This window comes from Sulfuricaulis sp. (assembly GCF_041499725.1).
Taxonomy (GTDB): Bacteria; Pseudomonadota; Gammaproteobacteria; order Acidiferrobacterales; family Sulfurifustaceae; genus Sulfuricaulis.
Window position 1 is genome coordinate 21,938 of sequence record NZ_JBGQKW010000016.1, and the last position, 20,225, is coordinate 42,162.

The following is a 20,225-nucleotide window of genomic DNA, read 5'->3' on the forward strand; positions in this document are numbered from 1 at the left end:
GATTAAAAACAAAAGCAAAAGACCAGTTTCAAACTTTTTAAAATCCTGTTAATCCTGTCCATCCGACTCTTTAAATATGGCCCTCGACATACATCTTGTACGCAACTACCTGCTCGACCTGCAGGACCGGATCTGCATGGCGCTGGAAAAAGAGGACGGCAAGGAAAAATTCCGCGACGACGCCTGGGAGCGACCCGAAGGCGGCGGCGGGAAATCGCGGGTGCTCGCCGATGGCGCGGTGTTCGAACAGGCGGGGGTGAATTTCTCCCACGTACATGGGAAAAATCTCCCGCCCTCGGCCACGGCGCAGCGCCCGGAACTCGCTGGCCGTTCGTTCCAGGCGCTGGGCATGTCGCTCGTGATCCATCCGCGCAACCCGTACGTGCCCACGTCGCACTGCAACGTGCGGTTTTTCATCGCCGAGAAGGCGGACGCCGAACCGGTGTGGTGGTTCGGCGGCGGCTTCGATCTCACGCCGTATTACGGTTTTGAGGAGGATGCCATTCACTGGCACCGCACCGCGAAGGCCGCGTGCGAACCGTATGGCGCCGATGTCTATCCGCGTTTCAAGAAATGGTGCGATGAGTATTTTTTCCTCAAACACCGCAACGAGCCGCGCGGCATCGGCGGACTGTTCTTCGACGACTTCAACGAAAAAAATTTCGCGCACGCCTTCGGTTTCATGCAGAGTGTGGGCGACGGTTATTTGCGCGCCTACCTGCCCATCGTGCAAACTCGGAAGACGACGTCCTATGGCGAGCGTGAGCGCGATTTCCAGTTGTACCGCCGTGGGCGTTACGTTGAGTTCAACCTGGTCTACGATCGCGGCACGCTTTTCGGCCTGCAATCCGGCGGGCGCACCGAGTCCATCCTGATGTCGCTGCCGCCGCTGGTGAAGTGGCGCTACGATTGGCGGCCGGCGCCGGGCACACCCGAGGCAAAACTTTATGAAGTCTTTCTGAAACCACGCGATTGGCTCGCGACGGAGACCCCATGACAAACCAGACCCAGCTTCCCAGCCGGCACGCCACCCTGCGGCTGGTGCCCATGCCCAAGGACACCAACGCCGGCGGCGACATCTTCGGCGGTTGGATCATGTCACAGGTCGACATCGCCGGCTCCATCGCCGCCAGCCGCCGCGCCAAGGGGCGCGTGACGACCGTCGCGGTCAATGCCTTCCACTTCGTTGCGCCGGTATTTGTGAACGACCTGGTGAGCTTCTATGCCGACGTCATCAAAATCGGCACCACCTCGCTCACCGTGAATGTCGAGGTCTACGTCGAGCGCGGATTGCGCTCGCCGAAACCGGGCGAGGTGGTCAAAGTCACCGAGGCGGTGCTGACCTACGTGGCGGTGGACGAGCAACGCCAGAAACGCCCGGTGCCGCCGGAATGATGTTTAATCCGCAGGTGGACAGCCCCGGGGCCAGCCGCTAGGCTGTTTCTCATGACGGGAAGAGTTACTCACCACGGGTTTGCACAAGGACGGCGCGGTTCGGCGGCGGCTGTTGTCGTGGCGATGCTGCTAATGAGTTTCATCTCCGTGCTGCATGCCGCGAGCACGCCGGTGCTCATGCTTCTGGAACACACGGAAGCCGGAAAACCAGTCCAGACCAAGATTGAATTGAAAGCTGGGCTGGTGGCGTCACCCGAAAAGGGTAAACCTCAGACAAAGTGGATAATCCGTGCGGGAGACACCCTCAAGAGCGAAGTACAACCCGGCGACCGTAGTGTCAATTTCTACCAGAGTACGGACACTCAAAGCACTTTGCTCTTCATCGTCAAGGTGCGCTACTACCAAAATGCTACGGGTCGGTGGGTGCCACAGTTTCTGCTCAACGAAGAACCCTTGGTGATACGGAAAAATGGGCGTTGGCAGCCACTGACTACCGTCCAGGGCGTGCCCAGCCTCATCGTGCAAACCGGCACTGCGCTGCCGAATGCCGAAGGCTATTTCCCCTCCCTCGAATTCGGCATGTCCACCGGCGCCACTTCCATTGACGCCTGGCTGGTGCAGTAATCGTCAGCTCCGCTATTTTTTCTTCAGCATATCCAGAAACGGCGTAATCAGATCCATCGGCAGCGGGAACACGATGGTGTGGCTCTTGTCGTTGGCCATGCCGGCCATGGTCTGCAGATAGCGCAGTTGCAAGGCCTGCGGGCTCTTGCTCAAGAGATCCCCCGCCTGGACCAGCTTCTCCGCCGCCTGCAACTCACCCTCGGCATGAATCACCTTGGCGCGCCGTGTGCGCTCCGCCTCGGCCTGCTGGGCGATCGCGCGCACCATGGTGGGGTCGATGTCGATGTGCTTGATCTCGACCGCGGTGACCTTGATGCCCCAGGCATCGGTGGCGGCGTCCAGAATCTTCTGGATGTCGGCATTGAGCTTGTCGCGCTCGGCCAGCATCTCGTCGAGTTCGTGCTTGCCGAGCACCGAGCGCAGGGTAGTCTGAGCGAGCTGATTAGTGGCGGAGTAGTAGTCCTCCACCTGGATGATCGCGCGCTGCGGGTCAATGACGCGGAAGAACACCACGGCGTTGACTTTCACCGACACGTTGTCGCGCGAGATTACGTCCTGCGGCGGCACATCCATCACGACGATACGCAGATCGACCTTCACCATCGTCTGGATGCCGGGCCAGATGATGATCAGCCCCGGTCCCTTGACCTTCCAGAAGCGTCCAAGCATGAACACCACGCCGCGCTCGTATTCGCGCAGAATTCGGAATGACGAGAAGACCAGCACGACGATAACGACCAGCACAAAGCTCGATGTTGTGAGAAATCCCATGTCAATTACCCTCCGGGTTATACGGCTCCACCGTCAGCATCAGCCCCTCGATTCCGACGACCTTCACTTTCTGTCCGCGCTTGAGTGCCGTGCCTGAGCGCGCCTGCCATTCCTCACTGTGCACGCGCACGCGTCCCGCGCCTTTGAAATTCTCCAGCGCCTCGCCGAGCGCACCGATCATTTCTTCCTGTCCGCTCACCACGTTTCGTTTGCGCGCCTTGAGCGCCATGATCACCACGCCGATGAAAAATGCCGCACTCAGCGCCGCCACCGCGGCGATCAGCGGCCAAGCGACGGTGTAACCCTCGACATCGGTATCCATGAGAATAATCGAGCCCACGACGAACGCGATCACACCGCCGATACCGAGCGCACCAAAGCTCGGCAGGAACGCCTCAGACACCATGAACGCGATGCCCAGCAGGATAAGTCCCAGACCGGCATAGCTGATGGGCAGCACCTGGAAGGCATACAACGCGAGCAGCAGGCATATGCCGCCGACCACGCCCGGCAATACATAACCGGGATTCCAAAGTTCAAAAAAGAGTCCATAGATTCCGAGCAACATCAGAATGTACGCGACGTTCGGGTCGGTAATGACGGCGAGCAGTCGGCTGCGCCAGTCGGGTTCGTAGCTGTGAACCTGCAAGCCTGCCGTCTTAAGGATGATGTCACGGCCCTGCACATTCAGCTTGCGGCCGTCGAGTTTCTTGAGCAGATCGGCGCTGTCGGTGGCAATGAAATCGGCCACGTTTTTTTTCACCGCCTCCTCGGCGGAAATCGAAGCCGCTTCACGCACCGCGCTTTCCGCCCACTCGACATTACGCCCGCGCATCTGCGCCAGGCTCCGGATGTAGGCGATGGCATCGTTCATGGCCTTCTCATCCATGCCGGGCTTGCCCGACTTGGCGGGTTTTTCCTTGCTGCCCTTCTTATCCGGGGAATCTTTTTTGTCCTCCTTCTCCGGCGGCTTGGAACCGCCGCCCGGATCAGGCACGCCGCCGATGTGCACCGGCGTGGCGGCGCCGACGTTGGTCGCGGGCGCCATGGCGGCCACGTGCGAGGCCAGCAGGATATAGGCGCCGGCGCTGGCGGCGCGCGCGCCCGACGGCGCGACGAAAGTCACCACCGGCATCGGCGAGGCGAGAATGTCCTGGATGATCCTGCGCATGGCGGTGTCGAGCCCGCCGGGGGTATCCATGCGCAGGATCACGAGCATGGCGGCTTCGTCCCGGGCTTTCTCCAGCCCGCGGTGCACGTAGTCGCTCGTCGCCGGCCCGATGGCGCCGTTGATGTTGAGCACCACCACTTGCCCGGGCGTGACGGCGTCCTTGGCCAGCAGCAGCAGCGGCCAGGCCACGAGCAGCAAAAGCAGGATGCGCAGGCGTTTCATACGACACACCTTACCAGACAACCGGCCGGGGGGAGAACACGGCCCGGTTTCAGGGGAATCAGCGGCGCGAGCGCGCCTGATAGCGCAGGATAAATTCCAGAATCTCAAAGCGGTTATAGGCCTCCTGCAGGCTCGCGCCCCACACGGTCGGGCCGTGGGAGCGGACCATGAGCGCGGTAACGGCCGGCGCGGTTTTGGCAAAGCGCTTGCGGATGTCGTCGGCGATGCGCGCAACATCGAGGACGTTTTCGAACAGCGGCAGGTCCACTTTCGGATTCTGCTGCCAGACATCAAAACCCTTGAGCATCTCAATCGGCGCCAGTCGCAGCAGCTTGGCACCCTGCTTCGCTCGATCGGCGGCGAGACAGGCATCGACACTGTGGCCGTGCAGGCAGGCACGCGCGTTCGGGAACAGTGTATAGAGCGTGCGGTGAATGGCGGTCTCGGCCGAGGGCTTGTTCTCCGGCCGCACGCGCTCGACAACTTCACCGTCCTGCACGCGCACCAGCAGAAAATCCAGTTCATCCAGCCGGCCCTTGGGCCGGCCGCTGGCGGTGATCCAGAAATGATTGTCGTCCTCGCGCGCGGACAGATTGCCCGCCGTGCCCGACATCCAGCCGCGCGCATGAAAATCACGCGCGATTTCAACCAGCGCCGCGCGTGGCGGGAGATCGTCGAGGGTCTGGGCCATTTCAATAAGCGGCTTGCGTTGTTCTTGTGTCAACCGTCATGATGGGCATGTTAAGAGGCGTCATTTTCAATGTCTACTTCCTTGTCGCGATCTTCACGTTCGTTTTTCTTGACGAGCGTCCCAGCGTTCGGGAACAGGTAGAAATTCTCATGGCGGCGGGAGTCATCGTCCTGAATTTCAAGAAATGAAAAAAAACGTGTGGCCGCCGCTTGCTGTCCCAGCCAGCGGCGCGCAAGTCCATGAGACTGAATAAATACATCAGTGAAACCGGAATCTGCTCGCGCCGCGAAGCGGATGCTTGGATTACCAGCGGTCGGGTGACCATCAACGGCAAGCGCGCCGAGCTCGGCACGCAGGTCAATGAGGGCGATGAAGTCCGCGTGGACAAGCGTGTGGTCGGCGCGAAGCAGCGGCATATCTATATCTGTCTGAATAAACCCGTCGGCATCACCTGCACGACCGAGCGGCACATCGATGGCAATATCATCGATTTCATCGGCCATGCCGAGCGAATTTTCCCGATTGGGCGGCTGGATAAGGACTCCGAGGGACTGATCCTGCTCACGAACCACGGCGATATCGTGAATGTGATCCTGCGTTCGGAGAACAATCACGAAAAAGAATACATCGTGACCGTCGACAAGCCGGTGACGGAAACTTTCCTCACGGGCATGGCCCGTGGGGTGAATATTCTTGGCGAGCATACCAAGCCATGCCGGGTCAGCCGCTTGGACAATTACGTGTTTCGCATTATTCTGACGCAGGGACTGAACCGGCAAATCCGGCGCATGTGCGAGGTATTCGGGTACCATGTGCGCCGGCTGCAACGTATCCGGATCATGAATATTAAGCTCGGCAGCCTGAAGCTCGGCCAGTGGCGTGACTTGTCAGAAGCGGAACTTCGCGGGTTGTTGCCCGGTAGTCAACGCGGCGGCGAGAGTCGCCGCTCAATACCCAAACGTTAATGGTCTGTTCGCCCCGAATGACGCCTGATCATTATCAAACGGCCAGCCGCTCGTGCTTATGAAATCGCGACGTATCTTGATGGGCTAACTGTGATTGATCTCGAAACCCTGCCCGGGCCGGCCATGGGAACGTTTGGGACGCGCCCTAGTCGAAAGGGGCATAGAGCAAGTTCCCGCTACCCCTGAATTCATCCGTCAGAATAAGAAAGTGAGGCGCGAATGGAAATCCGAACCCCCAATCCCGATACCCTGTTCGTGCTGTTCGGGGCGGGCGGCGATCTGTCGCGGCGGCTGATCGTTCCGGCGCTGTTCAATCTATATCTGAACGGACAACTACCGGCACGCTTTTGCTTGCTCGGTATCGACCGGCAGGACAACCTGGCGACGGCGCTCGCGGATAGTTATCGCCAGGGCATCGCCGATTACTCGCGGCGCGGCGCGGCAGCGGCAGGTGACTGGGCCACGTTTGCGGCAATGATCGATTATCAGCGCATGGACCTGACCGATCCGGCGGCCTACACGGCGCTGGGCAAACAGCTGTCAGCAAACACGGCCCCAACGGCGGATCACATCTTTTACATGGCCACGCCGCCGTCGCTGTTCGCGCCCATCGCGCGCGGTCTCGGCGCCGCGGGGCTGGCACGAGACCCGTCGCGGTCACGCATCGTGGTGGAGAAACCGCTGGGCCATGACTTACAGTCGTTCCGCGAGATCAACGCGGTGCTGGGCGAACGGTTCAGCGAACCGCAGCTGTACCGCATCGACCACTTTCTCGGCAAGGAAACCGTACAGAACATCCTGGCGATGCGCTTCGCCAATCCGATCTTCGAACCGATCTGGGACCGTCGCTACATCGACCACGTGGTGATCACGGTGGCCGAGACACTCGGCGTCGAACATCGCGGGGCGTTCTATGAGCAGGCCGGGGCGTTGCGCGACATGGTGCAGAACCATCTGATGCAACTCTTGTGTCTGGTGGCGATGGAACCGCCGGTGGCCTATGATGCCGATAACATTCGTGGCCGCAAGATGGATGTGCTGAGCGCCTTGCGGCCGATCACCCGCGAACAGGTGCCGCTGTCCGCGGCACGCGGTCAATACGCGGCTGGCTGGATCAACGGCGTGCGGGTACCGGCGTATCGCGACGAACCGGATGTGGTGCCACAGTCCAACACCGAGACTTACGCGGCCGTGAAACTCTTCGTCGACAACTGGCGCTGGCAGGACGTGCCGTTTTACATGCGCACCGGCAAGCGTCTGACGGCGGCGGTGTGGGAAATCTCGATCCGCTTCCGCGACGTGCCGCATCGCGCCTTCCCCGCTTCCGCCGGACTCAACACCCAACCGGTGCGGCTGGTGATCCAGATGCAACCCGAGCAGGGCATTGTGCTCAAGTTCATGGCCAAGGAACCCGGTTCGGCCCTGCGGCTGCGCCCGGTGGACATGCGTTTCAGTTATCGCGAGGCCTTCAACATGCCGTCGCCGGAGGCCTACGAGACGCTGCTGCATGATGTGATGACCGGTGACGCGACCCTGTTCATGCGTACCGACCAGGTCGAGGCCGCGTGGCGGGTGTTGATGCCGGTGCTGGAGACATGGGCGGACAATCCGCCGAATGATTTTCCCAACTACGCCGCCGGCACCTGGGGACCGGAATCGGCCGAGGCGCTGGTGGCCGTGGATGGCAACAGCTGGTTGACACCGACGCTGCCGCCGTCAGCGTCCTAACCTGAAACCCTATCCGGATTTTTCCATGGACGAGACGACGCTTACGCCTGTCACCGAACCTATCGCGCCGGGTGCGCCCGGCATTCCCCCAACCTGGTCGAGCAGTTCCAAGGACATGGTCGGCTGCGCGCTGGGGTCGTCGCGGCTGTGGTACACCGTCGGCTATGGCATCGTCAACGAGGTCTACTATCCGCGCATCGACATTCCGCAGATCCGCGATCTGGGTTTCATCGTCGCCGACGACAAGGGATTCTGGGTGGAGGTGAAGCGTCTGCGCGGTCGCAGTCTGCGCACCGCCGCGCCCGGCGTGCCGGGTGTGGAAGTGGTACATCACCACCCGCGTTTCGATCTGACGCTGCGCATCGCGCCGGATCAACAACGCGACGTGCTGCTTATAGACGTCACGCTTGAAGGTGATGAAAGCCTCCGGCCATACGCGCTGCTCGCGCCGCATCTCGGCGGCACCGGCCACGACAATCGCGCGGTTATCGATGAGTATCACGGTCGCCGCGTGCTGTGGGCGGAACAGGGGCCCTTCGGTCTGGCGCTGGCCGCGGTGGATGCGGCGCAGCGCGATGCCTGGGGCCGCGCCAGTGCCGGCTATGTCGGCATGAGCGACGGCTGGCAGGACTTTAAACGTAACGGCGCGATGCACTGGCAGTACCGAGAGGCCGGTCCCGGCAATGTCGCGCTCATGGGTGAACTGCCGCGCCGTTCGACGCTGGCACTCGGCTTCGGTAGCAGCCGCGAGTCGGCCGCCACGCTCGCGGTCGGCGCATTGATGCAACCGTTTGCCAACCACTGGCAGGCGCATATCGACAGCTGGCAGGCATGGCATGCCGGTTGCGGTCAAAGCTGCAAATCCGCGCCCGATTTGCCCATGGCCTTGCGCGAGCAGTTCACGACTTCGGCGATGGTGCTGCGAACGCATCTCGATGTTACCTACCCCGGCGCGATGGTGGCGAGCCTGAGCATTCCCTGGGGCAACACCCGCAACGAACGCGGCGGCTATCACCTGGTGTGGCCGCGCGATCTGGTGGAATGCGCGGGGGCGTTGTTGGCGCTCGGCGCCGAGGACAAGGCGCGCGAAGTCCTGCGTTACCTGATCTCCACCCAGCATGCCGACGGACACTGGAATCAGAATCAGTGGCTGGGCGGCAAGCCGTTTTGGCAAGCGATCCAGCTCGACGAAGCCGCGTTTCCGGTGCTGTTGGCGGCACGTCTCCATGAACGCGATGCCTTGGCCGGTACCGAGGTGACAGACATGGTGCGCCGGGCGCTCGGCTTCATTGCGCGCACCGGGCCTGCCAGCGACCAGGATCGCTGGGAAGAGGACGCCGGAGTGAACGCCTTCACCCTCGCGGCTTGTATCGCGGCACTGGTCGCCGGCGCCGAGTTTCTCGAGTCGCCGGCGCGTGACATGGCGCGCGCGCTGGCCGATGACTGGAATTCCCAGATTGAAGAATGGACGGTGGCGCGCGGAACTACCCTGGCGCGTCGCATCGGCGTGGCGGGTTATTACGTGCGCATCGCACCGTCTCGCACGCTGATGGACGAAGAGGCGCTCAAAGAAACCCTGCCGATCAAGAACCGCGTGCAGGACCCCGGCCTGCCGGCGTCGGAACAAATCGGCACCGACTTTCTGCAACTGGTGCGCTTCGGTCTGCGCCGTGCCGATGATCCGTTGATCATCGACACGCTCAAAGTGGTCGATGAATTATTGAAAGTCGATACGCCCAGCGGTCCGGCTTGGCATCGCTATAACGGCGATGGCTATGGCGAGCATCCCGACGGCACTTCTTTTGACGGGACCGGCCAAGGCCGCGCCTGGCCATTGCTTACCGGCGAGCGCGGACATTATGAGTTATGCGCCGGCCGCGACCCGCTGCCAATGCTTACTGCCATGGTCTCCATGTGCGGGCAGAGTGGAATGATGCCGGAGCAGGTCTGGGACAGCGAGCCGATACCTGCGCGCTGGCTCTATCCGGGACGCCCCACCGGTTCAGCCATGCCACTTGCATGGGCGCACGCGGAGTACATCAAGCTGGCAGCATCACGCACCCTGGGTGCGCCCATTGACCGGCCGGAGGCGGTATGGAAACGCTACCAGGGCAAGCGGCCGCCGGCGACGTGGCGGCACTGGTGCGAACAGGCGCCGATCGGGCATGTCACCACGGGTCAACGCTTGCGTATCTGCCTGCATGCGCCGTCGACAGTGCAGTGGAGCCTGGACGGATGGCACACTGTCCATGAGCTGCGCACCGATGATAGCGGACTGGGCCTGCATATGGCGGCGCCTGACATCCGGATGATGGCGGTCGGCACGCAAATCGATTTCAGTTTCCGCAACGATGACGTCGGTGTGGTGAACGATCAGCGTTATCGCATTGAAGTGACCGGCTGAGCCGACGACAGCTGTAAGTGTAGACGTCGACCGGCTCACGCCGTTGCCGCAGCCTCCGCGATCTCGCGGTTGCGGCCGGTATAGTGCGGCGTCCAACCGGAGGTGTCGATGAAGTAGCGCACCGCCTTGCAGCGGGTGCAGCCGCGCATCTCGAACCAGTGCTCGGCGTTGGCCGGGACGTTGATGTAGTCACCGCCGTTTACCTCCAGCAGGAATTGTCCGCCGTCCGGCTCGACGAAGCCGAAGTAACCGCTGCCGGCGAGGATATAGCGCACCTCGTCGTCGGAGTGGGTGTGAATCTTGTCGAATTTCCCGAGCATATCCGCCAGCCCCGGGATGTCCTCGTGGATCACCACCATGTCGCGCGTTTGGTAGCCCTTCTCGCGCTTCAGTTCCTCGAAGCGGTTCTGGACAAAACCGAGCAGTTCTTCTTTCTCGGTATCGCTCAAACTTTTTTTATCGAGCAACTCCTGCGCACGGCGTTCCGTGGGCGCGGGCCAGTGGCGCAGCGTGATACCGAGGCGCGCGAGGCGGCCCTGGACCGCGGGCAGGTCTTGCAACTCTTTGCCGTCGGAAAAAATGATGCGTGCCATTGTTTCCTCCTGTGTTGGGTTCAGCCGATGACGGGTTTATCGCCGCCGCTGCGCCGCGCCAGCGGTTTGATCAGTGGCTTTGCGCTGGCCGCGGGTTTTGCCGGTGCGGATTCCGGTGGGGACGGCCGCGACTCCGGTGGACGCACCGGACGCGCTTCCGGTTCGGGCGTGCGCGCCGGGCTCGGTTCCGGGCGCCGTGCTTCGTGCTCGTGGTGGCGTGCGTGTTCGGGACGACGTCCGCGCTCCCCAGGCCGCGCCTCGCGCCCCCGGCCCCCATGCCGGTCCGGACGGCCGCCGCGGCCGCGTTCGGCGCCGGGACGGGGACGGTATTCGCGCCTGGCCGGCGGCTTCAGTATGGGCTGCATTTCCGGCATCACCGGGTGGATCGGGAGCTTGTGGCCGATGAACTCCTCGATCTCCGGCAGCGAAAACACATAGCGCTCGCAGGCAAAGCTCACGGCATCGCCCGAAGCGCCGGCGCGCGCGGTGCGGCCGATGCGGTGCACGTAATCCTCGGCGTTCTGCGGCAAGTCAAAGTTGAACACGTGCGAGACGTCGGGGATGTGCAAACCACGCGCGGCCACGTCGGTCGCCACCAGCACCGGTAGCCGTCCTTCCATGAAATCTTGCAGGATGCGCAGGCGTTGCGTCTGCGGCACGTCGCCCGAGAGCACCTCGGCATTCAGGTCGTTGACCTTGAGCCAGGCGGCGATGGTTTCTGCCGCGTCCTTGGTGTTGGTAAAGACCAGGCTGCGGGTCGGATCCTTTTGGCGCAGCAGGTGCACCAGCAACGGAATCTTCTCCTCGATCGCCGTGTGGTACAGCGCCTGCGTGACCTTGTCGGCGGTGCGCTTGTCCGGCTCAATGCGCACGAACTGCGGATTGTTCATGTGCTCGTAAGCGAGTTCGGTAACGCGGTAGGAAAGCGTGGCCGAGAACAGCATGCTCAGGCGCGCACCGGGCGGTGGCATGCGCCGCAGCAGGAAGCGGATGTCCTTGATGAAACCGAGGTCGAACATGCGGTCGGCCTCGTCGAGCACCATCACCTGCACCGCCTCAAGGTCGAACACGTGCTGTTTAAAATAATCGATGATGCGCCCGGGCGTGCCGATCAGCACGTCCACGCCCTCTTCCAGCATGCGCCGCTGCGTGTCGTAGCCGGTGCCGCCGAAGACGAGGCCCAGCTTGAATCCGGTGTGCGCACCCAGCGCCACGGCATCCTTGTGAATCTGCACCGCCAGTTCGCGCGTCGGCGCGAGCATGATTGCCCGCGGCTGCGTCGGGCGACGATCTTCCGGCAGGTGCGTCAACAGATAATTGAAGGCGGCGAGCAGGAACGCCGCGGTCTTACCGGTGCCGGTCTGCGCTTGGCCGGCGACATCCTGGCCGGCAAGCGCCAGTGGCAGAGCTTCTGCCTGGATCGGCGTGCAGAACTCGAAACCGGCCTCGCGCACGCCCTGAAGCAAGGCCTCGGGCAGGTTAAGGCCGGCGAAGGGTTGGCCGGTAAGGTGATGATCACTCATAAAACAGGAGCGCCAAGCATAACATTTTGCTTCCCCGGCGGCACTTTTGGAATGCGGCGCGTGTCCGACTTGCATTCCAAGGGTATTTCTGCCCAAACTATCGGCCATTACCCGTTCACGACAGCCCGCGGCCAGACAGTCCGGCCGAATCCCATTCAATGACTACGGAGGCAAGCAACACATGAGTCACGGTATTGTAAACATCAGCGATGACAGCTTTGAGGAGGAAGTGCTCAAGGCAGAAGGGCCGGTGCTGGTGGACTACTGGGCGGAATGGTGCGGCCCGTGCAAGATCATTGCGCCGGTGCTCCAGGAAATCGCCGCGGAATACCAGGGCAAGCTCAAGGTCGCCAAATTGAACATCGACGAGAACCCGCAGACGCCGCCGAAATACGGCATCCGCGGCATTCCGACCTTGATGCTGTTCAAGAACGGCAGTGTCGAGGCAACCAAGGTAGGTGCGGTTTCCAAGTCGCAACTGGCTGCCTTCATTGACGGAAATCTCTAGGATTGCATGGGGTCCCCGGGGCTGGACGGGGACCGTAACTGATGCTAAGGTTGAATGGCCGGATGTAAAAAAATTCCAAGACGTTCCTGCTTTTTAAACTAAATTTCCTGATTATTCATTCCCCGGACTTCGACGGCGGGCAGTTTGCGCCCCTGGTGCGTCCGGAAGCGGTGACCAAATGAACGCAACCCTGATGAACCTCTCAGAACTCAAGCGCAAGCCCGCCACGGAGCTGGCCGAAATGGCCGCGGCCCTGGACGTCGAAGGCGGCGGGCGGCTGCGAAAACAGGACCTGATCTTCGCGATCCTCAAGGCCCAGGCGAAAAAGGGCGAGGACATCATCGGCGAAGGCGTGGTCGAAATCCTGCAGGACGGTTTCGGCTTCCTGCGATCGGCGGATGCCTCCTACCTCGCCGGGCCGGATGACATCTACGTCTCCCCCTCGCAGATACGCCGCTTCAACCTGCGCACCGGCGACACCGTCAAAGGCAACATCCGCCCCCCGAAGGAATCCGAACGCTACTTCGCCCTCCTCAAAGTCGACGAGATCAATTACCAGAACCCGGACGAAGCCAAGAACAAGGTTCTGTTCGAGAACCTCACACCGCTCCATCCGACACAACGGTTCGGACTCGAGCGCGACAATTCCTCGACCGAGAACCTGACCGCGCGCGTGATCGACCTCATCGCGCCCATCGGCAAGGGCCAGCGCGGCCTGCTGGTCTCGCCGCCCAAGGCCGGTAAAACGGTCATGCTGCAGAACATCGCCCATGCGATTACGGCCAACCATCCCGACTGCTTTCTCATTGTGCTGCTCATCGACGAGCGCCCGGAGGAAGTGACGGAAATGCAGCGCTCGGTGCGCGGCGAGGTGATTTCCTCGACGTTCGACGAACCGGCCAGCCGCCACGTGCAGGTCGCCGAGATGGTGATCGAGAAGGCCAAACGCCTGGTCGAGCACAAGAAGGACGTCGTGATCCTGCTCGACTCGATCACCCGCCTGGCGCGCGCTTACAACACGGTGGTGCCTGCTTCCGGCAAAGTCCTGACGGGCGGTGTCGACGCGAATGCGTTGCAACGGCCTAAAAGATTTTTCGGCGCGGCGCGCAATATCGAGGAAGGCGGCAGCCTGACGATCATCGCCACGGCGCTGATCGACACCGGCTCCAAGATGGACGATGTGATTTACGAGGAGTTCAAGGGCACCGGCAACATGGAAATCCATCTCGACCGGCGCCTGGCGGAAAAGCGCTCCTACCCCTCGATCAACATCAACCGTTCCGGCACCCGCCGCGAAGAGTTGTTACTCGTCCCGGAAGAGCTGCAGAAGATCTGGATCCTGCGCAAGCTGCTGCATCAGATGGACGAGCTCGAGGCCTCGGAGTTCCTGATCGAGAAGCTGCGGTCCACCAAGAATAACGGGGAGTTCTTCGATTCCATGAAGCGCTAGGCGGTTAAACCGCTATGGCGGCGCTGGCTTCGTTGCACCTTCTTGCATTAGCCCTTTGATTCCCCGTACAATGCGCCCCCTTCGACGTATGCCCGTCCGTGTGGGCAAGAAAACACTTCGAGATCAATGACATGAAAGAAGGCATTCATCCCGCCTACAAGGAAACCAAGGTCAACTGTAGCTGCGGCAACAGTTTCGAGACGCGTTCCACCCTGGGACAGGATCTGCACGTGGAAGTTTGCTCCGTGTGCCATCCGTTCTACACCGGCAAGCAGAAACTGGTGGACACCGGCGGGCGCGTGGAGAAATTCCGCCAGAAGTACGGCATGAAAAAATAGCCGTCGTGGTTGCGACTGGTTTGAAAAAGGCGCTCTTCATGGGCGCCTTTTTATTTTTATCGCTCCTCGTCCCGACCACTCACGTAGCCGCCGAAACCGGCGAAATCCGGCACGTCATCGACGGCGACACCGTAGTCCTGGTCAATGGCCGACATCTGCGCCTGATCGGCATCAATGCGCCCGAGCTGGGCAAGGACGGGGCGCCGGATCAGCCGCTGGCCCGGGAAGCCCGTACAAGGCTCGTATCGCTCGTGGAAAAACGACGTGTGACGCTCGGCTTCGAACGCGAACGTGAGGATCATTACGGCCGGCTCCTGGCCCACATAGTTTTGCCGGACGGGCGCGACGTCGAAGAAATTCTGCTGCGCGAGGGGCTGGCCTGGGCGGTGGCGGTCCCGCCGAACGTGGACAAGCTCCCGACTCTCATTACCGCCGAAAACGAAGCGCGCGGGTCGCGGCGCGGCGTCTGGGGCGAGCCAGCTTATGCGCCCACCCCAGTAGAGAGGCTGACGCCGCAGGATACCGGATTCCGTTTCATCGAAGGGACCATCCGCCGGCGCGCGCAGCGCCACAACGTGATTTATCTTGATTTCACTCCGTCGGTAGCGCTGCTCATTCCCGGCAAGGATTGGGAAAAGTATTTCAAGGGCAATCCGTCCGATCTGGTCGGCCACCGCGTAGTGGCGCGCGGCTGGCTCACGGAATCGAACGGCCGGCTGCACCTGCGTGTGTCACATCCGGCCATGGTAACATTGATTAATTAATCCCCTCTCTCTTTACCATGCGGCAAATATTTAAGATTGCTATTTGTCTGTCGGCGACATCGGTCATGCTTATCGGATGCGCCACGGGAAAACTGTGGTCTTTCGACGAAGCGTCCGAGGTTGAAGCGGGTTCGAAACAACATGAGCTCATATTGGGACAGATCGGAGCATACAACGACACCAAAATTTCGGATTTTGTCAGTTCTATCGGCAATAAAGTCGCCTCCGCGAGCGACCGTCCCGACTTAAGATGGCATTTCACAGTACTTGACTCTGCCATACCGAATGCCTTCGCCACGCAGGGGGGCTATGTTTATATCACACGGGGTATGTTGGCCCTGCTCCAGTCTGATACCGAACTGGCTGCAATACTCTCCCACGAAATAGCGCACATCTGCGCGCAGGATACGCCGCACAAACAGGCTGTTGGCAACATGATGGGGTTGGGGGTGCTCGGTATGATCGTCGCCGCCCCGGCACTTCTTCTGGTCCCACAACTCGCTGCGGCACCCGCCAGCGCAGGAATGGCAACAATAAGCCGCAAGGACGAACTCAACGCCGATCGACTCGGAACGGAGTACCTTCGGCGTGCGGGATTTCCGCCGGAGACAATGCAAACAGTAATGGAACTGCTCGAAAGCATGGAAGCATACGAACGTGAGCAACAAAAAGCGGCGGGCCGTGAAACATCAAGATGGTGGCATCGAGTCTACGCAAGCCATCCGACAACTGAGAACCGACAAGAGAAACTTTCAAACGTAACGAGCTCTCACAATTTAGACCTTGCTTCCACTTCACAGAATGAGTTTCTTTCGCGCTTAGATGGGCTCGAGTTTGGTTCATCCAAGTATGAAGGTATTTTCTATGGTAAGAAGCGATATTTCATGCAGTGGAACATTGTTATGGAAATTCCTGATGGCTGGGTTGGGCTGACGGATTATAAGGGAAGCGAACTTTGGTTTGTTCGCAGAGATAGGAAAGCACGCATGCGTATGCAGCGAATCACGCTGATTCAAGATGGACAGCTATGTGAATGGTTGATCAATTGGATGAAGCCTACACCGATTACCGAATCAAAGCCTATACGCGAATACGAAAACCCCTCCTGCACGGGGGTTGCTCACGAATCAACCCCAGCATTCTTTGGTCATCATGAAAATATTTTCCGTGCTGTGATAATTGCGGAGGGCAAAACTGTTGGAAATGGATATCTCTTTCGTGGTTACTCCGATGACACTACTTTTGCCGAAAATGATTCAATTTTTTTGCTAATGGCCAAGAGCGTAGAGGTTTTGCAAACTGCGGATAAAAAACCTAAACCCCCCACTCTTCACATCCGGATCTCCAGGCCGGGAGACAAGTTCTTGTCACTAGCGCGCAACTCGCGTATCAAGGACAACAATGCAGAAAGCCTCATGCGACTGCTCAATCGTCGCTACCCAAATGGAGAGCCGGTAGCAGGCGAATTCATCAAGGTCATTGAATAGGCAACACCCATGAAAAAAGAAATGAAGCAGGCCGCGCTCGACTATCACGCGTTGCCGAAGCCCGGCAAGACCGCCGTGGTGCCGACCAAGCCGTGCGAGACCCAACACGACCTCTCGCTCGCCTACACGCCCGGCGTGGCCGAACCGGTGCGCGCCATCGCCGCCGATCCCGAGGCCGCCTATCGCTACACCAACAAGGGCAATCTCGTGGCCGTGATCACCAACGGCACAGCAACGCTTGGCTTGGGCAACCAGGGGGCATTGGCCTGCAAGCCCGTGCTCGAAGGCAAGGCAGTGTTGTTCAAGCGTTTCGCCGACATCGACGTGTTCGACATCGAGGTCGACGCCCCGGATCGCGACGCTTTCATCGACACCGTGGCCAACATCGCGCCGACCTTCGGCGCTATCAATCTCGAGGACATCGCCGCACCGGATTGTTTCGCGATCGAGGAGATACTGCGCGCGCGCCTCGACATCCCGGTGTTTCACGACGACCAGCACGGCACGGCCGTGATCATCTGCGCGGGACTGCTGAACGCCCTCGAACTCCAGGGCAAGAAATTATCCGGGGCACATATCGTGCTGCTCGGGGCGGGGGCCGCGGGGCTCGCGACCATTCAATTGCTCATCGCCCTTGGCGCCAGGCGTGACCACATTCTGCTGCTCGACAGCAAGGGCGTGATCCATCCCGGCCGCCCGGACATCAATATCTACAAGCGCCGCTACGCCCAGGCCACGGACAAGCGCACGCTCGCGGATGCCATGCGCGGCGCGGATGTCTTTATCGGTGTGTCGGCGGCGAACACCGTGTCACCGGAGATGGTAAAATCCATGGCCGCCAAACCCGTGGTGTTCGCGCTGGCCAACCCCGACCCGGAGATCCGTCCCGAGATCGCACACGCGGCGCGCACCGACCTTATCATGGCCTCGGGGCGCTCGGATTATCCGAACCAGGTCAACAACGTACTCGGCTTTCCCTACATCTTCCGCGGCGCGCTCGACGTGCACGCCAACTCCGTCTCGCGCGCCATGCTGATCGCGGCCGTGCGCGCGCTCGCCCAGCTCGCCCACGAGCCGGTGCCGGCGGAGATGCTGCGCGCCTATGGCCTCACGCAGCTGGCATTCGGCCCCGACTACATCATCCCCAAGCCGCTCGACCCGCGCCTGATCCATACCGTGCCGCCGGCGGTGGCGCGCGCGGCCATCGATTCCGGCGTGGCGCGCGCAGCCTATCCCGCGCATTACCCGAAACCGGCGGCGTGACCGTTTCCGCGCGCCGGACCGGGAATTTATCTGGCTATACTGACTCTTGAACCAGAACTAAAAGAGACAGCCCATGAATAAAATCACCATCGTTGGCGCCGGGCGCGTCGGCGAATCCGCTGCGCACAATCTCGCCAAGGCCGAACTGTGCCGCGAGGTGGTGCTGATCGACATCAAGGAAGGCGTAGCGCAAGGAACGGCACTCGACATCCAGGAATCGGCACCGATTTTCCATTTCGACACCACGCTCGCCGGCACGACCGACCTCCATGCGATGGCCGGCTCGGAGCTGGTGATAATCACCGCCGGCATCCCACGAAAACCCGGCATGTCGCGCTCCGACGTGCTCGACACCAATTTGGCGGTGGTCAACGAAATCGTGGACATGTTGCTCAAGACCGCGCCCAATGCCATGTTGCTGGTGGTCTCAAACCCGGTTGACGTGCTGACCTACGCGGCCTGGAAGCGCACCGGCTGGCCGCGCCACCGTGTTTTCGGCATGGCCGGCGTGCTCGACTCGGCGCGTATGGCCAGCTTCGTGGCCATGGAAACCGGGTTCTCCGTGAGAGACATCACCGCCATGGTGCTCGGCGGCCATGGCGACACCATGGTGCCAATGACGCGTTTCACATGCATCAACGGCATTCCGATCGAACACTTCCTGACAAAGGAACAAATTCAGAAAATCGTCGAACGCACGCGCGGCGGCGGCGCCGAAATTCTTTCGCTGCGCAAAACTGCGAGCGCCTACGATGCCCCGGCGGCCGCCATCGCCGCCATGGTGGACTCCATCAGCCACAATCGCCGCCACATCCTTCCCGGCGTGGCGGTGCTGCAGGGCGAGTACGGACTGCATGACATCGGCATGGGCGTACCCGTCGTTTTTGGCGAGAACGGCGTGGAGCAGGTGATCGAACTGCCCCTCACCCCGGAGGAATCAGCCGCATTCATGCGTTCGGCGGCCATGGTCCAGGCCGATCTCGACCAGCTCAATAAGTAACCCGCTTTGACCGCCCCGCCCCGCACGGTCGCCGACTTCATCGGCTGGACGGAACGGCGTTTTGCCGGAGCCGGACTCTACTTCGGTCACGGCACGGACAACTCCCTTGACGAAGCCGCGTGGCTGGTGGGCAGCGCGCTGAAACTCACGCCGCATGAACTCGAAGAACATCGGGAAGACGAGCCCACGCCGCCACAGCAGGACACGATACGCGCGCTCGTCGATTCACGTATTCGCACCCGTCAACCGCTCGCCTACCTGCTGAAAGAGGCCTGGTTCGCCGGATTGAAATTCTACGTCGATGAGCGCGTGCTCGTGCCGCGCTCGCTCACGGCGGAATTCATCGCCGAGCGATTTCAGCCCTGGATCGACCCCACACGCGCGCGACGGGTTCTCGATCTGTGCACCGGCAGCGGTTGCATGGCCATCGCTTGCGCCTATGCGTTTCCCGAGGCATCGGTGGATGCGGCGGATATATCGGAGGCGGCACTGGCGGTGGCGCGCATCAATGTGGAGCACCACGGACTCGGCGAACGCGTGCGGCTGGTGCGCTCCGATCTGTTCAGCGAGCTGAAGGACGAACGCTACGATCTAATCGTCACCAACCCGCCGTACGTGGCGCAGGTCGAAATGGCAACATTGCCGCCGGAATACCGCCATGAACCGGCGCTGGCGCTGGCCTCGGGTGCGCAGGGGCTGGATGCCGTCACCCGTATTCTCGCCGAAGCGCCATCGCACCTGAATCCCGGCGGCATCCTCGTGGCCGAAGTCGGCAACAGCGCCGAACGCTTGCAGGAAAAATTCCCCGCGGTGCCATTCACCTGGCTTACCACGTCCGCGGGGGACGAAAGCGTGTTTCTGCTGACGGCGGAGCTGCTGCAACAGTATCACGCGACGTTTACGTCCAGGCGCTAACCGTTATGCGGCTTGGGGTTAGCGGGGTGGCTGGTGGCGCAGGCCGGAAGCGGCGGCGCGGTCCATGATCCAAATACCGTCACGCGCCAGCTGCGCCGGGCATGCATCCAGATTTTGCGGACCTTCCAATGCCTGCGCCACCGCCCCGGCTTTCCCCGCTCCGCTGACCAGAACGATTTTGTTAACCGCCACCACAATAACCGGTGGCGTGACGGTCAGCCGCTGGAGCGGCGCCTTGGGCCCCACGACGGCCACCACCTTGCGGACACGTTCTTTCAGCGCGGACGAACCCGGGAACAGCGAGACGGTATGACCGTCCTCGCCAACCCCGAGAATAATGAGATCCAGACGTTCAGGCAGCCGCCGCGCATATTCATCGGCGGCGGCTTCACGATCAGGTCGCTCGGCCAACA

At 61.2% G+C, this 20,225-nt stretch carries 21 protein-coding genes; 15 read left to right on the forward strand and 6 right to left on the reverse strand.

Annotation, left to right across the window (positions count from 1 at the left end; all coding sequences use genetic code 11):
* Positions 1–76 precede the first annotated feature (76 nt).
* From hemF to ACC569_RS04680, 3 genes are read left to right on the forward strand one after another with little or no spacing between them, the layout of a single operon-like run.
* Positions 77–997: an oxygen-dependent coproporphyrinogen oxidase gene (gene hemF, locus ACC569_RS04670; RefSeq protein ID WP_372522332.1), complete on the forward strand. Its 921-nt coding sequence runs from the start codon at positions 77–79 to the stop codon at positions 995–997.
* The gene (locus ACC569_RS04675; protein ID WP_372522333.1) at positions 994–1,395 is read left to right on the forward strand and encodes an acyl-CoA thioesterase; all 402 of its coding nucleotides are present in this window, start codon (positions 994–996) and stop codon (positions 1,393–1,395) included. The genes hemF and ACC569_RS04675 overlap by 4 nt, the downstream gene beginning before the upstream one ends.
* 51 nt (positions 1,396–1,446) lie before the next feature.
* On the forward strand, positions 1,447–2,019 hold the full coding sequence (locus tag ACC569_RS04680) for a hypothetical protein (protein WP_372522334.1): 573 nt from the start codon (positions 1,447–1,449) through the stop codon (positions 2,017–2,019).
* Positions 2,020–2,031: 12 nt separating this feature from the next.
* Here the strand turns inward: ACC569_RS04680 and ACC569_RS04685 are convergent, their stop codons facing one another.
* The 3 genes from ACC569_RS04685 to mtnB are packed head-to-tail and all read right to left on the reverse strand — an operon-like array spanning position 2,032 to position 4,874.
* Positions 2,032–2,790, reverse strand: coding sequence for a slipin family protein (locus ACC569_RS04685; RefSeq protein ID WP_372522335.1), 759 nt, complete (start codon positions 2,788–2,790; stop codon positions 2,032–2,034).
* Position 2,791: 1 nt separating this feature from the next.
* Positions 2,792–4,183, reverse strand: coding sequence for a nodulation protein NfeD (locus ACC569_RS04690; RefSeq protein ID WP_372522336.1), 1,392 nt, complete (start codon positions 4,181–4,183; stop codon positions 2,792–2,794).
* A 58-nt stretch (positions 4,184–4,241) separates the two neighbouring features.
* Positions 4,242–4,874, reverse strand: coding sequence for a methylthioribulose 1-phosphate dehydratase (gene mtnB, locus ACC569_RS04695; protein WP_372522337.1), 633 nt, complete (start codon positions 4,872–4,874; stop codon positions 4,242–4,244).
* A gap of 47 nt (positions 4,875–4,921) precedes the next feature.
* On the opposite strand from mtnB, the gene ACC569_RS04700 reads away from it, so the two are divergent.
* The 4 genes from ACC569_RS04700 (at position 4,922) to ACC569_RS04715 (ending at position 9,971) form a co-directional block, all read left to right on the forward strand.
* On the forward strand, positions 4,922–5,062 hold the full coding sequence (locus ACC569_RS04700; protein ID WP_372522338.1) for a hypothetical protein: 141 nt from the start codon (positions 4,922–4,924) through the stop codon (positions 5,060–5,062).
* Positions 5,063–5,113: 51 nt separating this feature from the next.
* Positions 5,114–5,839, forward strand: a complete 726-nt coding sequence (rluF, locus tag ACC569_RS04705; RefSeq protein WP_372522339.1) for a 23S rRNA pseudouridine(2604) synthase RluF — start codon at positions 5,114–5,116, stop codon at positions 5,837–5,839.
* Positions 5,840–6,058: 219 nt separating this feature from the next.
* Positions 6,059–7,567 carry a glucose-6-phosphate dehydrogenase gene (gene zwf, locus ACC569_RS04710; protein WP_372522340.1) on the forward strand — a complete coding sequence of 503 codons (1,509 nt, stop codon included), beginning with the start codon at positions 6,059–6,061 and terminating at the stop codon, positions 7,565–7,567.
* Positions 7,568–7,592: 25 nt separating this feature from the next.
* Entirely contained in the window at positions 7,593–9,971 is a 2,379-nt protein-coding gene (locus ACC569_RS04715; RefSeq protein ID WP_372522341.1) for a glycoside hydrolase family 15 protein, read from the forward strand.
* A gap of 35 nt (positions 9,972–10,006) precedes the next feature.
* On the opposite strand, the gene ACC569_RS04720 is transcribed toward ACC569_RS04715, so the two are convergent.
* Positions 10,007–10,564, reverse strand: coding sequence for an acireductone dioxygenase (locus ACC569_RS04720; protein ID WP_372522342.1), 558 nt, complete (start codon positions 10,562–10,564; stop codon positions 10,007–10,009).
* Positions 10,565–10,584: 20 nt separating this feature from the next.
* The gene (gene rhlB, locus ACC569_RS04725) at positions 10,585–12,087 is read right to left on the reverse strand and encodes an ATP-dependent RNA helicase RhlB (protein WP_372522343.1); all 1,503 of its coding nucleotides are present in this window, start codon (positions 12,085–12,087) and stop codon (positions 10,585–10,587) included.
* Positions 12,088–12,268: 181 nt separating this feature from the next.
* Here rhlB and trxA point away from each other — a divergent pair, with 181 nt between their 5' ends.
* From trxA to prmB, 8 genes are all read left to right on the forward strand, one after another.
* Complete coding sequence (trxA, locus tag ACC569_RS04730; protein ID WP_372522344.1) at positions 12,269–12,595, forward strand: thioredoxin TrxA; 327 nt, start codon at positions 12,269–12,271, stop codon at positions 12,593–12,595.
* Positions 12,596–12,788: 193 nt separating this feature from the next.
* Positions 12,789–14,045 carry a transcription termination factor Rho gene (rho, locus tag ACC569_RS04735; RefSeq protein WP_372522354.1) on the forward strand — a complete coding sequence of 419 codons (1,257 nt, stop codon included), beginning with the start codon at positions 12,789–12,791 and terminating at the stop codon, positions 14,043–14,045.
* A gap of 131 nt (positions 14,046–14,176) precedes the next feature.
* Complete coding sequence (gene rpmE / locus ACC569_RS04740) at positions 14,177–14,383, forward strand: 50S ribosomal protein L31 (protein WP_372522345.1); 207 nt, start codon at positions 14,177–14,179, stop codon at positions 14,381–14,383.
* 38 nt (positions 14,384–14,421) lie between these two features.
* Positions 14,422–15,147: a thermonuclease family protein gene (locus ACC569_RS04745; RefSeq protein ID WP_372522346.1), complete on the forward strand. Its 726-nt coding sequence runs from the start codon at positions 14,422–14,424 to the stop codon at positions 15,145–15,147.
* A gap of 65 nt (positions 15,148–15,212) precedes the next feature.
* Positions 15,213–16,634, forward strand: a complete 1,422-nt coding sequence (locus ACC569_RS04750) for a M48 family metalloprotease (RefSeq protein ID WP_372522347.1) — start codon at positions 15,213–15,215, stop codon at positions 16,632–16,634.
* A 9-nt stretch (positions 16,635–16,643) separates the two neighbouring features.
* Positions 16,644–17,897 (forward strand): malic enzyme-like NAD(P)-binding protein, encoded by a 1,254-nt coding sequence (locus ACC569_RS04755; RefSeq protein WP_372522348.1) that lies wholly within the window; start codon positions 16,644–16,646, stop codon positions 17,895–17,897.
* Positions 17,898–17,970: 73 nt separating this feature from the next.
* Entirely contained in the window at positions 17,971–18,897 is a 927-nt protein-coding gene (gene mdh / locus ACC569_RS04760) for a malate dehydrogenase (protein WP_372522349.1), read from the forward strand.
* Between the two features lie 6 nt (positions 18,898–18,903).
* Positions 18,904–19,812, forward strand: coding sequence for a 50S ribosomal protein L3 N(5)-glutamine methyltransferase (gene prmB, locus ACC569_RS04765; RefSeq protein WP_372522350.1), 909 nt, complete (start codon positions 18,904–18,906; stop codon positions 19,810–19,812).
* 18 nt (positions 19,813–19,830) lie between these two features.
* Here prmB and ACC569_RS04770 read toward each other — a convergent pair.
* On the reverse strand, positions 19,831–20,225 hold a 395-nt coding region (locus ACC569_RS04770; protein WP_372522351.1), incomplete at its 5' end, for a 6-phosphogluconolactonase.

What these genes read in the sequence shown, in the direction of transcription:
- hemF (WP_372522332.1), top strand. Translation starts at nt 77, where the DNA reads ATGGCCCTCGACATACATCTTGTACGCAACTACCTGCTCGACCTGCAG.
- ACC569_RS04675 (WP_372522333.1), top strand. Translation starts at nt 994, where the DNA reads ATGACAAACCAGACCCAGCTTCCCAGCCGGCACGCCACCCTGCGGCTG.
- ACC569_RS04680 (WP_372522334.1), top strand. Translation starts at nt 1,447, where the DNA reads ATGACGGGAAGAGTTACTCACCACGGGTTTGCACAAGGACGGCGCGGT.
- ACC569_RS04685 (WP_372522335.1), bottom strand. Translation starts at nt 2,790, where the DNA reads ATGGGATTTCTCACAACATCGAGCTTTGTGCTGGTCGTTATCGTCGTG.
- ACC569_RS04690 (WP_372522336.1), bottom strand. Translation starts at nt 4,183, where the DNA reads ATGAAACGCCTGCGCATCCTGCTTTTGCTGCTCGTGGCCTGGCCGCTG.
- mtnB (WP_372522337.1), bottom strand. Translation starts at nt 4,874, where the DNA reads ATGGCCCAGACCCTCGACGATCTCCCGCCACGCGCGGCGCTGGTTGAA.
- ACC569_RS04700 (WP_372522338.1), top strand. Translation starts at nt 4,922, where the DNA reads ATGTTAAGAGGCGTCATTTTCAATGTCTACTTCCTTGTCGCGATCTTC.
- rluF (WP_372522339.1), top strand. Translation starts at nt 5,114, where the DNA reads ATGAGACTGAATAAATACATCAGTGAAACCGGAATCTGCTCGCGCCGC.
- zwf (WP_372522340.1), top strand. Translation starts at nt 6,059, where the DNA reads ATGGAAATCCGAACCCCCAATCCCGATACCCTGTTCGTGCTGTTCGGG.
- ACC569_RS04715 (WP_372522341.1), top strand. Translation starts at nt 7,593, where the DNA reads ATGGACGAGACGACGCTTACGCCTGTCACCGAACCTATCGCGCCGGGT.
- ACC569_RS04720 (WP_372522342.1), bottom strand. Translation starts at nt 10,564, where the DNA reads ATGGCACGCATCATTTTTTCCGACGGCAAAGAGTTGCAAGACCTGCCC.
- rhlB (WP_372522343.1), bottom strand. Translation starts at nt 12,087, where the DNA reads ATGAGTGATCATCACCTTACCGGCCAACCCTTCGCCGGCCTTAACCTG.
- trxA (WP_372522344.1), top strand. Translation starts at nt 12,269, where the DNA reads ATGAGTCACGGTATTGTAAACATCAGCGATGACAGCTTTGAGGAGGAA.
- rho (WP_372522354.1), top strand. Translation starts at nt 12,789, where the DNA reads ATGAACCTCTCAGAACTCAAGCGCAAGCCCGCCACGGAGCTGGCCGAA.
- rpmE (WP_372522345.1), top strand. Translation starts at nt 14,177, where the DNA reads ATGAAAGAAGGCATTCATCCCGCCTACAAGGAAACCAAGGTCAACTGT.
- ACC569_RS04745 (WP_372522346.1), top strand. Translation starts at nt 14,422, where the DNA reads ATGGGCGCCTTTTTATTTTTATCGCTCCTCGTCCCGACCACTCACGTA.
- ACC569_RS04750 (WP_372522347.1), top strand. Translation starts at nt 15,213, where the DNA reads ATGCTTATCGGATGCGCCACGGGAAAACTGTGGTCTTTCGACGAAGCG.
- ACC569_RS04755 (WP_372522348.1), top strand. Translation starts at nt 16,644, where the DNA reads ATGAAAAAAGAAATGAAGCAGGCCGCGCTCGACTATCACGCGTTGCCG.
- mdh (WP_372522349.1), top strand. Translation starts at nt 17,971, where the DNA reads ATGAATAAAATCACCATCGTTGGCGCCGGGCGCGTCGGCGAATCCGCT.